Source organism: Celerinatantimonas sediminis, from assembly GCF_046054195.1.
Classification (GTDB): Bacteria; Pseudomonadota; Gammaproteobacteria; order Enterobacterales; family Celerinatantimonadaceae; genus Celerinatantimonas.
This window is the reverse complement of sequence record NZ_JBEQCS010000003.1, coordinates 252432-266939: the sequence shown is the minus strand read 5'-3', so window position 1 is coordinate 266939 and position 14508 is coordinate 252432. Positions and strand designations below refer to the sequence as shown.

Here is a 14508-nt window from a genome sequence, read left to right as displayed (position 1 = left end):
TTGAAGTCCCACCTCTGCACTTTGTGACATGTTATCGCTTTCATTCGCAAGCTCTGTAAGCTCATTACCGAGTGTTCCTGAATCCTGAGTAATCTGCTCTAATACCTGATTAATTTGACTGACCAGCGAATCGATATCTTTCACCGAATTTGAAACGCGATCAATCGTTTGAGCCGTTTCATCTAAGCTTGATTGGGTCCGCTGTGATAGCGCTCGTACTTCATCGGCGACAACGGCAAATCCGCGACCCGCTTCACCTGCTCGGGCGGCTTCAATAGCAGCGTTCAGCGCCAACAAATTGGTTTGTTCGGCAATTCCGCTAATTGAATGGATGATATCGATAATCTGATTAGAGTTTTCTTTCAGTTGAATCATACTCTGAGCGAGAGATTCGCGCTGTGCCTCCTGTTGGTTAATCTGAGTCATAAAACTGTCAAAGCTTTGTTTAAGACTATGCTGACGCGTTGCTGAATCTGCGGTTAACGTCGCGATTTGTCGCAAGTGTTCGGTCGATGAACGCAGCTGTGGCTGATACTCTTGCATGGTTTGAATCACTTGCGTTTGCAATTGATAGATTCGCTGCATACTGATTAGAGCTGTTTGCGTGTGGTAGTTTTTAAAAGTGGCATAGTAAAAAGCGTAGTTATTGGCATAGTTATCATAAAACGATTCTTGCGAGCCAACTTTAAAAAATGCCAGAGCCGTAAGCGTCTGGTTTTGGTGGACGCCAAGCATTTCGCCAAAAGATGAATAACCCGAAGCGCAGATATCATCAAAGCAGTGGAGATTTTTTAGATTATTATCATTATTGAGGCGGCGTAATATGCAGTCATTGGCAATCATTGCAACTGGTTTAGCTGGCTTATCGCGAAGAAATGCATCGTAGTCTCTTTGGGTCGTTTCAACAAAGTTATGCGCTTTGACAAGCAATAACTGCTCGCCAAACTCTAAGTCACTAAAATAAGTGATTGAGCCATCATCATTAATCGCCGCGATAGAGCGAATATAGATAGATGAACCAATATACACACCGAAGGAAAATCCATTCAAGGCATCGTTTAATTTCTCTTTGTTGCAATGAAAGTAACTACACAGCGCTTCTACGGGTGAGATGAGTGTTTTTTGTTTCGATAGAACGGCTTTCAAAGTACGACTAAAAGGGTCAAATTCAGCGACATCTAATGAAAATCCAGATGGCTCAAAATTATGGGTTTTTAAGATCCCATAGCGATATTCAGGCGCGACTTTACAAAAAACAAGCACTGCTGATTGTGCTAATACTTTGCCATTTAAGGCAACGGATGCCTGTGTGAAATCTAATTTACCACCGGCACTGCCGCCGATGAAATAACAGGGAAGGGTGTTTATCTGATAAAGGGCTTGGGTAAAAAAGTTTTCACTGGAAGTTAAACCATCAAAATAGGTTAAGGCCACGGTGTTATGGCTATCAATTGAAAAAGGTGGTTTAACATCTGCAAGTTGTTTTTGAATGAACTCTACGCGTTTGGCAGTTACTTGCGGGGCCGATGGTTCCAGAAGTTTGATACTGTGGGCGCTAACTTTGGGTAAAATTTCCTGACTATAACTATGTAAAACGATGCCGTCGTCATTATTCCCCGTGGCGTGATAAAACGGTGTTTGTCGGCCGCCTAATTCACCGGCAGTCATAACGCATAATACAGTTTTGGCAAAACTTAACAGGCTCTGAAGTTTATCAACTGTACTGGCAAAATTAGGATTGGGCGAAATATAAGCAATAACTAGAGATGTACCTTTTGCAAAGTTTAAAGTTTGAAGCTGCTCACTGGATAATGATGAGCTATGAACGGTCATCGTTTTCGTGACTTGAGCGTTTGCTTCAACTTTCTCGGTTTTCGCTGATTTGCTTTTAAAAAACATGAGGTTGATCGCCAAATTAGTTATGTGCAAATAAGTATAGACTAATATTTGACGTATCTAGTTAACGCGCCTCATTGAGGTGTTTTTCTTGGTGGCTAAGCTTGTTTAACCAGTATGTTTGAGCATTGCCATATAAAAAGGCTGAAAACCTAATTTTGCATAAAAATACATCGCATTTTTATTGCTCATTAAGACATCGAGACGTAATTGTTGTGATGGCCCTAGAAATTTCTCAAGATGCTTAATTAACGCACTCGCCATGCCATGACGGCGGTAGTCGCGGTCTGTGACTAATTGACGCAAATAGACGAAATCATCTTCATAGCAGGCGAGTAAGTAGGCTTTTACCTGTCCATCAATTTCGATACCAAAACCAAAGTAATGGTTGTTCTTTAGCCAGCCTTTCATCCGCTGACAAAGATAATGATGAGACAAATTTTTTGCATTTCCTTCATCTTCGATGAGTTGCTTATTGAGAATGGCCAGTTGATCAATTGATTTAGTCGTAAGTTTTGTAATTACAAAATCCATAGTCGATATCAATTCCTTCTGATGAACAGCATTACTGGTTTAGTTTGGCAAATAAAGCTCAAGGTGTGGAGAAAATGATAAAAAATAAGAATAGATACATATTAAAAAACCAACCCTAAGGTTGGCTTTTTAATGGTCGGAACGAGAGGATTTGAACCTCCGACCCCCGACACCCCATGACGGTGCGCTACCAGGCTGCGCTACGTTCCGAGCACGCAGTTATATTACTTTTTTTATTAGCTCTTGCAACTGATTATTGTGTCTTATCAAGCTGTTTGCTGAACTTTTGTGCAGCATCATTTAAGAGTCATCGCGGTAAAAGCGTCGCAGTTCATTAAGCACTTGCAAAATGGTTGGCATATCCGCGCGAGCCGCTATTTTGCGATAATCGCGATTGCGAACTTGATAATCGCCGTGATTATTAAACAAAGTGATTTTATCTTTTTGGTAAATCGCTTGTTCATCATCACTTCCGACTAAAATCCAGGAAGGCCGAGAGGGCGCAAATAGATTTGTACCGGTTGAGTAATCATCAGTGGGATTCTGAACGCCTAATAACGATTGAGCGAGCGTCGGTACAATGTCTAAGTGACTTGTATCATGTTGAATGGTTGCGCTGCCACGTCCCGGCCAATGGATGATTAGCGGGACTTTACTTTGATAGCGAGAGAGATTATTTCCATATCCCCAACTATTTAGATGATGCCCATCACCAAACTGTTGACCATGATCAGAGGTGATGACGACCACCGTATCCGCGAGCTCATTATTGTTTCTCAGAGTCGTAATAATCTGACCTATTTTTTCATCGGCAGCCATAGCCGCATGCCGATAAACTTTCATCCACTGATTTCTATCTTTAACCGATTTTGGCTTGACTGCATGTTGCGTATCTAAATCAAGAACGCCAGTTAAATCGATATAATTAAACCAAGGGGCTTTGGCTGAGCTATGTTCGTTTTGCCATCGCTGCCAACTTGCAACGGTTTGTTCATCCGCTTTAGCGCCGCTTAACTGGGTCGTTTGAGTTAGCTCTTTTGTTGGAATATCCTTCCAGACAGTTTGATTTAACTGCTCGTCTTTAAAGCCTGCACTGGAAAATACGCCAAGCTGATAATCGCGTTTATTGAGCGCATTAAATAAGATTGGCTGCAAATGGGCTTCATCAATGCTTTGCCAATATGTCGTTGGTAAACCATAAAAGAGTGAATATAACCCGAGTTGGTGGTTATTACTGCCGCTGAAATGGTTAGTAAAATTCAATGACTGTTGGGCAAACTGATAACTGTTTGGCATGCTTTTGTCATTCAACGCATCAAAACGCAATCCTTCAACAACGACGACCAATAAATTAAACGGCTGAGCGCTTAATTTAGTGTATTGCAGTGAATGCTCTGGGTAATTGAGTGAGTTACCATCGTGTAAACCCGCTTTGCGTGATTTTTCACGAATACGGTCAATGTCAATTAAGCCATAAGAGTTGAGCAGGTTACGTGCTGTCATTGGATAAAACAGCGGGTAGTTAATTTTCTGCGCGGTAATCGGTCGATAAATTGTTGCATCAGCCCAAACGTGAACCACATGGGTTAGAAAGAAGCAGATAAAAAAGCCAACCGCTAAGGGTTTACCGAGTTTGCGGCGCTCTAAATTACGCAGGCTCACCCAGCTTAGCCGCGCCAATAAAAGCTCAACAAAGAAAATGAGTGGTACGAGAATAAAGATGAGATTCACGTCCGTGCTCTGGCGGTTATTCTCTTTATCAATGAGTAACTGCCACAGCATCGGATTAAGATGCACATAAAAACGTGAAAAAACTTGAGTATCGATTGCCAGAGCACTAACGCCCATTGTGGCAATTATTGCCCCGAGAAAACGAAGAGTGCGGCTGCTGGGCAGCAAAAAGCTCAACGGAAATAACGTGAGCAAAAAGACCATGAAAGGTAGAAAAGAAAACTGTCCTAGCCAACTGACAAACATATAAGCCTGACCTAGCAAAGTATCAGGCCAATGGGCTATATACAGATAGCGAATCGCTATCAGCAGCGTAATGACGATATTTCCTAAACAAAACCAGTGGCCCCAGCTTATCAGCTGAGACACTTTGTCGCGATATTTTAGCTCGCCTTGGACCATATTGCTGGCTGTTCCTTACATACTACGAGTGTTTTGGCGACTCAATTGAGCTTTTTAGAGCTTTACCAAAACTTTCGGCTAATTTTTGTCTTTGATCTGCAGCGATTCGTGTATTTATAATATTCGTTGCCGCATTACCCAATACCATCAATGCTAAATCATTGGGTGCTTGATGATTATCTAAAATTGTCATGATTTCTTGAAGCATTTGTTCAACTTTTTCAGATGGGTATTTTGAAATGATAGCCATGTTGTTCGTCTGATTCCAAAAGAAAAGATGCGTATAATACCGTACCCAAGGCACAAAAACTAACAAAACGACTATGAGCTTATCGCTAAAACACTTAGTTTTACATTCTATTGGCTTAAACGAACAGGGTGAAGTGTCCCTTAATTTACGTTCGCAGGAGCCAGCTGTTACCGACAATGCGCTTGAGTTAATTGAAAATCTACATCTAACTTATAATAGTAAACCCTCGAAAGGATTTGGATATTTTGCCGACCCTGAGGCTCGTTTGCCAGCGCAATTACAGCAATTTTTATCTCTTGAGCAAGAATTTATTCCTTTTTCGGGGGAATTAGCCAAAGAGCTGGTTGATAGAATTAACCATTATGAACTCACCGAACAGGGCATTTTATTGATAGCCTATTATGAGTTCATCGGTAGTGACTACCTGCAAATCATGTTATTGCAGGATAAAGCCGCTCCTGCTGTGAACGAACAGATGGAAATCACTGCAAGCCATTATTTAGAGACATCTTCAATTCAATTAGCTGCTCGCATTGATATTACTGAAATGCAGCGCAATAGTGAGTCGAAACGCTATGTGTCGTTTATTCGTGGTCGAGCTGGGCGAAAAGTTGCTGATTTTTTCGTTGATTTTTTAAGCTGTGAAGAAGGACTTGATGTTAAGCAGCAAAATGCCATGCTGATGAGTGCTGTCGATGAGTTTTGCGATGTTGCAAACCTCGATGCTCAGGAGAAAACAGAGTATCGCTCGCAGGTTAAATCATATTGCGACCAACAACTCAAAGATGGCGAAGAGATCCAAGTTAAAGAACTCTCAGCTCGCCTCCCTAGTAATGAAGGCCCTGCTGGGGATTTTTATTCATACGCTGCGCAAAATTTCCCCATTGAGGAACAATTTCCAGCTGATAGAAGCTCGCTAAAAAAACTCACGAAGTATTTTGGCCAAGGCAAAGGGATGACCATTAGCTTTGATCAGGCGCTGCTTGGTGAGCGGGTAACCTACGACCCTCAAACAGATACGTTAACTGTTGTTGGCTTGCCACCAAACTTAAAAGAACAGCTTCGAAGAGCAACAGGCGGCTCTGAGACCAACGAGTAGCTCGTGATAAAACAAAGCCCGCGTTTAAAGCGGGCTTTTGGCATCAATGAATCAATCGATTAAAGGCGGTTGAAACCGAGGCGTTGCCCATGGGCTTCACATTTAATTTCGCCTTGGTGATAAACGATTTCACCATTGACCAAAGTCGTCTGAATAGCACTTTGGAATGTTTGCCCTTCAAATGGTGACCAGCCACAGTGATACATAATATTATCAGCGGCTACCGTATTTGGCTGATTTAAGTTCACCAATGTTAAATCGGCGAAATATCCTTCGCGCAGATAGCCGCGGTCTTTAAGCTGATAACGCTCTGCAACAGCATGAGATGTCTTACGAACAATTCGCTCTAAACTGAATACACCTTGATGATAAAGCTCAAGAAGAGCTGGCAACATGTGCTGGACTAATGGCATACCTGATGGCGCCTGAAAGTAGCTGTTGTCTTTTTCTTCTTTGGTGTGCGGAGCATGGTCGGTGGCGATGATGGCAATTCGGTCATCATTAACCGCTTGCTGCAGCGCTAATTGGTCTGAGCGAAGTTTGATGGCCGGGTTACATTTAATCAAGCTGCCTTTGGTTGCATAATCATCTTTGTTAAACCATAGATGGTGCACACATGCTTCAGCGGTAACAGTCGCTGAGGCTAAATCATGCAAATGGGTAATCGGTGGGAACTGTTGTAACTCTTCTGCGGTTGTTAAATGCAGAACATGCAGTCTAGCATTATGTTTTTTAGCTAAAGCAATGGCTTGCGAAGAAGAATCATAACAGGCTTCGCGGCTGCGGATTTCTGCATGCAATTCCATTGGAATATTATCGCCATAGCGGTGGCGGTATTCATTTTCCAACGCTTGAATCATTGGCGTGTTTTCGCAGTGGGTTGCAATTAATACCGGTGAGTTTGCAAAAATACCGGCGAGAATTTGTTCATCATCAACGAGCATATTCCCAGTACTTGCGCCCATGAAAATTTTAACGCCGCAGGCTGCATTTGGATCAAGTGCTTTAATGACATCTAAATTGTCATTGGTGGCACCTAAATAAAAGCTATGGTTAGCATAGGCACGACCAGCAGCTCGCTGGTATTTCGCTTCGAGCTCATCAAGTGTCGTGGTTTGTGGATTAACGTTCGGCATCTCCATAAAGCTGGTGATCCCGCCAGCGACTGCTGCGCGTGATTCACTCTGGATGTTGCCTTTGTGCATTAATCCTGGTTCCCGAAAATGAACTTGATCATCAATAACACCGGGTAATAAATGCAGCCCTTCAGCGTCTAAGACCTGTTCACCAGGTCGGGCAGAAAGTTCGCTAGCGATGGTTTCGATTCGTTCGCCTTGAATTCGTACATCGCCGACGCTGATGTTGTTTTCATTTACCAGTGTTGCGTTTTTAATTAATAATCGTCGCATGGGGGAGGATCCGTTCAATTAATCAGTGGTGTAGGTATAATAGCGGATCTAGACATCAATCATAAAGTAATAGAACAACTTGAATGAAACTTTTTGTTAACGATTTAACGGTTATCGATTCCACTTTTCTCTGTCCTGACAGGGGGTTAGTTGGCGAAAGCTGGATTGTCGACATCGAATTAAGCGGCGAATTGAACCAGATGAATATGCTGCTGGATTTTGGCGTTGTTAAAAAAACGATAAAAAAAATTATCGATGCCTATGTCGATCATAAACTTTTAGTGCCGAAACGCTCACCACAATGCCAGATTAATGAGCAAGATGATGAGCGCGTTCAGCTAAGTTTTTCTCGCTCTGGGCAAAGTGATATTTTTTTGTGCTGTCCTAAACAGGCATTTTGTTTTGTCGATTGCCTTGAGATTACTGAGACTGCGTTGGTTCATCATCTGATTGAAACACTTCGGCCACATTTACCTGATAATATTAATGACTTGACTATCTCGTTGCGTAATGAACAGATTGAAGGGCCTTATTATCATTACAGTCATGGTTTGAAAAAACATCAGGGAAATTGCCAGCGTATTGCGCATGGGCATCGCTCTATGATCGAAATTTTTGTCGATGATGAGTTGGATGATGAGTTATGTGCCAGCTGGGCGATGAAATGGCGCAATATTTATTTAGGAAGCCAGGAAGACTGTGTGGATGTCGCAGATTTAAGTTTTGCCGCTCAAGCTGCGCTCGATAACCATTATGGCTTTGCATATCATGCGCCTCAGGGCTTTTTCGAATTAGCTGTGCCCATGAGTGAATGCGATATGTTGCCTTGCGATACAACGGTTGAAAACTTGGCTCATCATATTGCCTCGCAAGTGAAGCTATCTCATCCAAATCAGAGCATTAGAGTCCATGCCTATGAAGGTGTCGGCAAAGGTGCAATTGAAGAGTTATCATAAAACGATTATTGCTTATTTTGGTTATCTTTAGTTCAAATGCGTACGAAACATCCAAATAAGTCAAATTATCGTAAAGGGACTTGCCGTTATTCATCATAATCTCATAGATTTATGCGGCATGCTCGATTAAGCTAATTCACCTATATGTTAATTATCATTTGCTTACCTTGGAGGTACGCATGACTGAAGAAACTATTTTTAGCAAAATTATCCGCAAAGAGATTCCCACAGAGTTACTTTTTCAGGACGAGTTAGTCACTGCCTTTGCCGATATTTCTCCACAAGCTCCGGTTCACGTTTTAATTGTCCCTAATAAATTAATTCCAACGGTGAATGATGTGACGGCTGAAGATGAGCAAACCATTGGTCATATGGTCAATGTTGCACGTCAGATTGCAACCGAAAAAGGCATAGCTGAAGATGGCTATCGTTTAGTCATTAATTGTAATGAGTTTGGGGGACAGGAAGTTTTCCATCTACATATGCATCTGCTCGGAGGCAAACCGCTAGGCCCTTTATTGAGTCGATAATACATGGGTAAATTAGTCGCCTTTGGTCGCGTTGCTGCGGTTTCAATTAGCTTGCTCGCGATGGTGGGATGCTCGTCATTAACTGGGCGAGATCTCATTCAAACTTATAGCTCGCAAATGTCTGATATGCGACATAGCGTTAATGATGGTGATATTAAGCAGGCCATTGATGACGTTGACCCAGGTTCTGCTCATAACACCAGTTATTACCTCAGACAGCTAGAGTTAGGGCGCCTTGAGCAGCTAGCGGGTAATTATCAAGGCAGTGAACAACATTTTAAGATTGTCGCTGATTATTTAGATTGGCTCTCAAATCAGGCCCAGTATCGGCTTTCGCACGGCATACAAAATACAGCGGCTATGCTTACCAATGATAGTGCCAGAAGCTATCAAATTCCTGTGTTCGAGCAGGTTATGTTGCACCAATATCAAGCCGTCAATTACCTGCATCAAAACAATTTAACGGGCGCGCTAGTTGAAGTTCGCAAAGCAGAACAGCTCCAGCAAAAGGCGTTAGATAATCACTCTGATGAACAAAGCGCTGATGAGGAGCGTTATCGTTCGCAAGTGCAGTCTGTGATGTCACAGTATCCTTCAATGAGTGAGTTGATTAGCCAAAGCAGCAGTCAGTATCAAAATAGCTATACCTACCTGTTTAGTAGTGCACTGTATTTAGCTGCAAATCAACCTAACGATGCCTATATCGATTTAAAACGAGCACTTAAAGTCGCACCTGATAATCGCTCCATCGGTTCACTTACCCGTTATTTGGCTGAGCAACAAGCAATGCCCGATGCGAGTGCTTTAAAAGCTCGTTATCCTAAACTTGATTTGAATGACACCAAAGGAATGGTGTGGGTGTTTGTAGAGCAGAATTTAATTCCTTATCGGCGTGAATTTGCAGTGCGTTTGCCAGTACCGGTTAATCACCAGTTTCAATATTGGTCAGTGGCATTTCCTGTCCTTCCTGACTCAATTAAGCCGAGTGCGAACGTGACGATTCATGCGCAAGGACAAGTCATGCAAGCACAGGTGAGCACGCAGTTACAATCTTTAGCGGGTAGAGCGTTAAAAGATGAGCTCCCTGGGATGATTGTTCGCCAGCTATTACGTTTAAGCAGTAAAAGTGTGTTAGCCGATCAGATGAATCGGCAAAATGGTTGGTTAGGGCTACTGACTAACCTTTATAATGCAGTCAGTGAACATGCTGATACTCGCAGTTGGGAAACTTTACCCGCAACCGTGCGTTTTGCTGCAGGTGCATTTGCGCCGGGTACAATTAATTTAAAATTTTCACCTCTTGGGCAGACAGTTGCAGTGCCAGTTAAAAAGCAATCGATTACCATCGTGATTGCATCATCAATTGGCCAAGTGTGGAAAGCTCAGGTTTTTACTCTTTAAGGAGGCGTTATGCGTCGCAATACAATTGTAGCGATTGGAGCTGCATTGATATTAAGTGGATGTGCTACTTATTCAGCGGGTGTTGGAACACCAGTGATTGCGGCAACGGACATGCCAGCTCAATTGCAAAAAAATGATAATTCACTACTTGGCCGGAGTGTTCGCTTTGAGCACGCGGGGATAAAAGCACTTGCTGATGGTCGCAAGCAGGCATTTATTACACTGAGTTCGCAAAGCAACTATGATCAGCATTTGCAATATCGTTTTTATTGGTATGATGCCAATCATCAACAGGTCGAGCAAACACCTTGGCTTTCAACTGTTTTGCATGGGCAAGAACAACAGCAGTTGCAATCTACCGCGAAAACTAGCAATGCTAGCGCATTTCGCTTTTACGTCCGTCAGGCTGACTAACAGGAGTCCGTATGAGTAAGAAAACATCTTTATTGGTCACCTCTGCAGTAATTGCTGCGCTGGGTTTAACCGGGTGCGCCGAAAAAGTCAGTTATGGCGATGCCCAAGCGGTAGAAACCGTGAATGTGAATTTTGGTTCAACTGATTTGCAAAAAATTGCGAACAACATGACCGATTCACTGCTTGCCTCTGGGTTTACGCAAAAACTTTCGGCGCAGGGTAAAACCCCAGTTATTTATGTTGAAGGGATTAAAAATAAAACCAGTGAACATATTGATACTGAATCGATTACTAACTCAATTTCGACAAAATTATTGCAGTCTGGCAAGTTCCAATTTGTTGATATGACTCGCGTGAATGCGGTTCGTAAACAGCTTAATTATCAAAACCAGAGCGGCATGGTTGACCCTGACAAAGCTGTGCGTTTTGGTCATCAAGTCGGTGCCCAGTACATGTTGTATGGCAACTTATCTAGCATTGTTAAATCAAATAGCTCAACTAAAGATGTCTATTACAAAATGACGATGCGCCTGATGGATCTTAAAACTGGGTTATTAGTTTGGGCTGATGAAACACAGATCCGCAAAGACGCCAAACGCTCATTATTTGGTTGGTAAGATGGGACCATTATTTTTAGATTTAACTGGCGTTGAAGTTGATTCTGTTGAGCGAGAAATGCTTTCGCACCCTCTGGTCGCGGGCGTTATTTTATTTACGCGCAATTATGTTGAAAGACGCCAGCTTATCGATTTGGTGCGTCAGATTAGAGAGGCTCGAAAAGAGCCGTTGCTGATTGTTGTGGATCAAGAGGGGGGGCGAGTACAGCGTTTTCGTAACGAATTTAGCGCTTTACCTGCCGCTGGTGAACTTGAAGCATTGGCTAACGCTCACCAACTTGCTCCTCAACATGTCTGTCGTGAGATTGGTTGGTTGATGGCAGCAGAGCTGCGTGCTTCTGATATCGATTTAAGCTTAGCCCCAGTGTTAGATATTAATGGTATTAGTAATGTCATCGGTAATCGCGCATTTGCCAGTGACGCCGCGGGCGTTGTTCAATTTGCGCAAAGTTATATTGAAGGTATGCGTGAGTGGTCGATGCGCTGCGTGGGGAAGCATTTTCCAGGTCATGGTAGTGTCCAAGCAGATTCTCATATTGCTCAGCCCATTGATAACAGAGCTTTTTCTGTCATTGAAAAAAGTGACCTAAAACCCTTTCAAGAGTTGATAAAAAGCAACCAGTTAGATGCTGTCATGCCTGCTCATGTTATCTATTGTGAAGTTGATGATAAGCCTGCAGGATTTTCTAAATATTGGATAAATAGCATTTTAAAAGAATATTTAGGCTTTAAAGGCCTTATTTTCAGTGATGATTTATCCATGCAGGCGGCTCACATAGCGGGGAGCGTTTTAGAGCGAGCTCAATTAGCACTGGGTGCAGGGTGCGATCTGTTACTAGCCTGTAACGATAGAAATGCCAGTGAACAGTTGCTCGATGGCCTAGATCAAGGTTATTGTCATGATAAAGCATTGGCACTTCAAGCTAACAAACCGGCTCCGAGTTGGCATGATCTTGACCAAAGTGAGCGATATCATCGCGTGCGAAATCTTCTCGAAATAGAGTGCTGAAATTGGTCTAGTGGTATTAAAAAATGAAATAGTGTCCCATTTTAAGGATGAAATATAAGAGTTTTATTAGTAAAATGGGCTATCTTGTTGATTTTTACTTTTTGTTGCATAAAAACGACTATTTGCTAAAAAAATGTGATGAAAGTCACCAGTTTTTCTTTATAATCATGGCCATTATTATCATCTGAGCGTATTTGACGCTTAATAATAAATAGCGTCGTTTCCAATCAGAGATAGAAATTCAGTTGGTATAAATTTGGAGACGTGTGTCCATGTTGAAGATTGTGGTAGTCGGTGGTGGAGCTGGTGGATTAGAGCTAGCCACTAAATTAGGTCGTAAGTTAGGGCGTAAGAACAAAGCCGAAATTACTCTGGTCGACCGGGATCGTACCCATCTTTGGAAACCGTTGTTACATGAAGTTGCAGCCGGTTCAATGGATTCTGGCATTGATGCTTTAAGTTATCGCTCACATGCGGCTCATTGCGGCTTTAGTTATCAAAAAGGTGAAATGAGCGGCTTGGACCGCGAAAATAAAACAATTCATCTTGCGCCTATTCATGAAGAAGGCAAAGAGTTGGTTCCGGAACGAACTATTAGCTATGACATTTTGGTAATGGCGATTGGTTCAGTTTCAAATGATTTTGGAACTAAAGGCGTTAAAGATCACTGTATCTTCCTTGATAATCCTGCTCGTGCTCAACTTTTCCACCAACGTTTATTAAACCGATTTTTACAGTTTTCTTCACAAGCGGTTGATCCTGAGCACCCAAGTTCAGATGAAAAAGTGCGTATCGCGATTGTTGGTGGTGGGGCAACCGGGGTTGAGCTTTCAGCCGAGCTGCATAATGCCGCTGAGCAGTTAAAAGCCTATGGAGTGCCAAACGTTTCAAACGAATGCTTAGCCGTGACTCTTGTCGAAGCTGGCCCTCGTATTCTGCCTGCATTGCCTGAGCGTATTTCTGGCGCTGCACATAACGAGCTCAGTAAAATGGGCGTTGATGTTCGCACCGCAACAATGGTGACAGAAGCTTCTGAAGAAGGTCTTACCACTAAAGATGGTGAACTCATTCGAGCAGACTTAATGGTATGGGCTGCGGGAATTAAATGTCCTGATTTCATGAAAGAGTTAGGTGGCCTAGAAACGAACCGTATCAACCAGTTAGTTGTGCGTAAAACGCTACAGACGACTAGCGATGATGCTATTTATGCGATTGGTGATTGTGCAAGTTGCCCAATTGATGATTCTGGTAAAACTGTTCCGCCTCGTGCTCAGTCCGCGCATCAGATGGCATCGTGCGTTTACGAAAATATCTTAGCGGGTATTAAAGGCAAACAGCCAAAAGAATATGTTTATAAAGATTATGGTTCACTCGTTTCATTGAGTAATTATTCTACTGTTGGTTCGCTGATGGGGAACTTAATGCGGGGCTCGATGAAAGTTGAAGGTCGAATCGCTCGGGTGATGTATATTTCTTTGTACCGGATGCATCAGATTGCGCTGTTTGGTTATCTAAAAACAGGGCTAATTATGTTGGTTGGACGCTTAAACCAAGTGTTACGACCAAAACTCAAACTGCATTAATCAAATCAGTTCGTTTTATAATTTATCAAGGCTCGCTTATTAAGCGGGCCTTTTTGTTAAGGGCCAGATAGATATCTAATATCGCCTATTCTGGTTATGATAGAGTTCTATTTTAGGCCGAAAGGAGCAAAGAATGCCTTGGCAAACCAAGTCGAAAAAGGTGGTTTTTGAAAACCCATGGTTACGCGTTGAAGATCATAGCGTAATAAATCCTGCGGGTAATCCTGCTCAATATGGCATAGTCCATTTTAAAAATCGGGCAGTTGGTGTTGTTGCATTAACCGATGACCAGCAAATTTATTTGGTGGGGCAAAGCCGGTATGCGCTCAATTGCTATTCATGGGAAATTCCCGAAGGCGGATGCCCTGAAAACGAAGCAGTTGAAGATGCAGCTAAACGAGAGCTGCGCGAAGAGACTGGATTAATCGCAAATAGCATCGAGCCGCTATTTAAGATGCATTTATCTAATTCAGTGACCGATGAAACGGCGTATCTATTTTTAGCAACGCAGTTGCAAGCTGGCGAACAAGAGCTTGAAGAAAGCGAAGATATTAGCGTTAAGAAACTTGCTCTAAGCGAAGCAATTGCGATGGTTGAGCGAGGTGAAATAACCGATGCAATTACCATCGCAGCTTTATATGCAATTGAACGGCGGCTAGCCAAATAGGCATAGCCAC

At 42.6% G+C, this 14508-nt stretch carries 13 protein-coding genes, 1 tRNA gene and 1 pseudogene; 9 read left to right on the top strand and 6 right to left on the bottom strand.

Annotation, left to right across the window (positions count from 1 at the left end):
* Positions 1 to 30: 30 nt before the first annotated feature.
* The 5 genes and pseudogenes from ABTQ23_RS06130 to ABTQ23_RS06110 form a co-directional block, all read right to left on the bottom strand.
* Positions 31 to 1752, bottom strand: a pseudogene (locus ABTQ23_RS06130) (methyl-accepting chemotaxis protein); the annotation flags it as partial.
* A gap of 252 nt (positions 1753 to 2004) precedes the next feature.
* Positions 2005 to 2430, bottom strand: coding sequence for a GNAT family N-acetyltransferase (locus ABTQ23_RS06125; RefSeq protein WP_408614780.1), 426 nt, complete (start codon positions 2428 to 2430; stop codon positions 2005 to 2007).
* A gap of 133 nt (positions 2431 to 2563) precedes the next feature.
* A tRNA-Pro gene (locus ABTQ23_RS06120) sits at positions 2564 to 2640 on the bottom strand.
* A 90-nt stretch (positions 2641 to 2730) separates the two neighbouring features.
* Complete coding sequence (locus ABTQ23_RS06115) at positions 2731 to 4563, bottom strand: DUF3413 domain-containing protein (protein WP_408614779.1); 1833 nt, start codon at positions 4561 to 4563, stop codon at positions 2731 to 2733.
* 22 nt (positions 4564 to 4585) lie between these two features.
* On the bottom strand, positions 4586 to 4813 hold the full coding sequence (locus tag ABTQ23_RS06110; protein WP_408614778.1) for a YejL family protein: 228 nt from the start codon (positions 4811 to 4813) through the stop codon (positions 4586 to 4588).
* A gap of 73 nt (positions 4814 to 4886) precedes the next feature.
* On the opposite strand from ABTQ23_RS06110, the gene yejK reads away from it, so the two are divergent.
* Positions 4887 to 5912, top strand: a complete 1026-nt coding sequence (yejK, locus tag ABTQ23_RS06105; protein ID WP_408614777.1) for a nucleoid-associated protein YejK — start codon at positions 4887 to 4889, stop codon at positions 5910 to 5912.
* Positions 5913 to 5971: 59 nt separating this feature from the next.
* On the opposite strand, the gene ABTQ23_RS06100 is transcribed toward yejK, so the two are convergent.
* On the bottom strand, positions 5972 to 7321 hold the full coding sequence (locus tag ABTQ23_RS06100; protein ID WP_408614776.1) for a dihydroorotase: 1350 nt from the start codon (positions 7319 to 7321) through the stop codon (positions 5972 to 5974).
* An 83-nt stretch (positions 7322 to 7404) separates the two neighbouring features.
* Between ABTQ23_RS06100 and ABTQ23_RS06095 the strand changes: the two genes are divergently transcribed.
* The 8 genes from ABTQ23_RS06095 to ABTQ23_RS06060 all read left to right on the top strand — a co-directional run bounded on the left by ABTQ23_RS06095 (position 7405) and on the right by ABTQ23_RS06060 (position 14498).
* On the top strand, positions 7405 to 8277 hold the full coding sequence (locus tag ABTQ23_RS06095) for a 6-pyruvoyl trahydropterin synthase family protein (protein WP_408614775.1): 873 nt from the start codon (positions 7405 to 7407) through the stop codon (positions 8275 to 8277).
* A 179-nt stretch (positions 8278 to 8456) separates the two neighbouring features.
* The gene (locus ABTQ23_RS06090; protein ID WP_408614774.1) at positions 8457 to 8807 is read left to right on the top strand and encodes an HIT domain-containing protein; all 351 of its coding nucleotides are present in this window, start codon (positions 8457 to 8459) and stop codon (positions 8805 to 8807) included.
* A gap of 3 nt (positions 8808 to 8810) precedes the next feature.
* Entirely contained in the window at positions 8811 to 10208 is a 1398-nt protein-coding gene (locus ABTQ23_RS06085; protein WP_408614773.1) for a COG3014 family protein, read from the top strand.
* A gap of 9 nt (positions 10209 to 10217) precedes the next feature.
* Positions 10218 to 10622: a YcfL family putative periplasmic lipoprotein gene (locus tag ABTQ23_RS06080; protein WP_408614772.1), complete on the top strand. Its 405-nt coding sequence runs from the start codon at positions 10218 to 10220 to the stop codon at positions 10620 to 10622.
* A gap of 11 nt (positions 10623 to 10633) precedes the next feature.
* Entirely contained in the window at positions 10634 to 11239 is a 606-nt protein-coding gene (gene lpoB / locus ABTQ23_RS06075; RefSeq protein ID WP_408614771.1) for a penicillin-binding protein activator LpoB, read from the top strand.
* 1 nt (position 11240) lies between these two features.
* On the top strand, positions 11241 to 12248 hold the full coding sequence (gene nagZ, locus ABTQ23_RS06070; protein WP_408614770.1) for a beta-N-acetylhexosaminidase: 1008 nt from the start codon (positions 11241 to 11243) through the stop codon (positions 12246 to 12248).
* 272 nt (positions 12249 to 12520) lie between these two features.
* Positions 12521 to 13831 carry an NAD(P)/FAD-dependent oxidoreductase gene (locus ABTQ23_RS06065; RefSeq protein ID WP_408614769.1) on the top strand — a complete coding sequence of 437 codons (1311 nt, stop codon included), beginning with the start codon at positions 12521 to 12523 and terminating at the stop codon, positions 13829 to 13831.
* 133 nt (positions 13832 to 13964) lie between these two features.
* A complete protein-coding gene (locus tag ABTQ23_RS06060) occupies positions 13965 to 14498 on the top strand; it encodes an NUDIX domain-containing protein (RefSeq protein WP_408614768.1) in 534 nt (177 codons plus the stop codon).
* The last annotated feature ends 10 nt before the right edge of the window (positions 14499 to 14508 follow it).

What these genes read in the sequence shown, in the direction of transcription:
- ABTQ23_RS06125 (WP_408614780.1), bottom strand. Translation starts at nt 2,430, where the DNA reads ATGGATTTTGTAATTACAAAACTTACGACTAAATCAATTGATCAACTG.
- ABTQ23_RS06115 (WP_408614779.1), bottom strand. Translation starts at nt 4,563, where the DNA reads ATGGTCCAAGGCGAGCTAAAATATCGCGACAAAGTGTCTCAGCTGATA.
- ABTQ23_RS06110 (WP_408614778.1), bottom strand. Translation starts at nt 4,813, where the DNA reads ATGGCTATCATTTCAAAATACCCATCTGAAAAAGTTGAACAAATGCTT.
- yejK (WP_408614777.1), top strand. Translation starts at nt 4,887, where the DNA reads ATGAGCTTATCGCTAAAACACTTAGTTTTACATTCTATTGGCTTAAAC.
- ABTQ23_RS06100 (WP_408614776.1), bottom strand. Translation starts at nt 7,321, where the DNA reads ATGCGACGATTATTAATTAAAAACGCAACACTGGTAAATGAAAACAAC.
- ABTQ23_RS06095 (WP_408614775.1), top strand. Translation starts at nt 7,405, where the DNA reads ATGAAACTTTTTGTTAACGATTTAACGGTTATCGATTCCACTTTTCTC.
- ABTQ23_RS06090 (WP_408614774.1), top strand. Translation starts at nt 8,457, where the DNA reads ATGACTGAAGAAACTATTTTTAGCAAAATTATCCGCAAAGAGATTCCC.
- ABTQ23_RS06085 (WP_408614773.1), top strand. Translation starts at nt 8,811, where the DNA reads ATGGGTAAATTAGTCGCCTTTGGTCGCGTTGCTGCGGTTTCAATTAGC.
- ABTQ23_RS06080 (WP_408614772.1), top strand. Translation starts at nt 10,218, where the DNA reads ATGCGTCGCAATACAATTGTAGCGATTGGAGCTGCATTGATATTAAGT.
- lpoB (WP_408614771.1), top strand. Translation starts at nt 10,634, where the DNA reads ATGAGTAAGAAAACATCTTTATTGGTCACCTCTGCAGTAATTGCTGCG.
- nagZ (WP_408614770.1), top strand. Translation starts at nt 11,241, where the DNA reads ATGGGACCATTATTTTTAGATTTAACTGGCGTTGAAGTTGATTCTGTT.
- ABTQ23_RS06065 (WP_408614769.1), top strand. Translation starts at nt 12,521, where the DNA reads ATGTTGAAGATTGTGGTAGTCGGTGGTGGAGCTGGTGGATTAGAGCTA.
- ABTQ23_RS06060 (WP_408614768.1), top strand. Translation starts at nt 13,965, where the DNA reads ATGCCTTGGCAAACCAAGTCGAAAAAGGTGGTTTTTGAAAACCCATGG.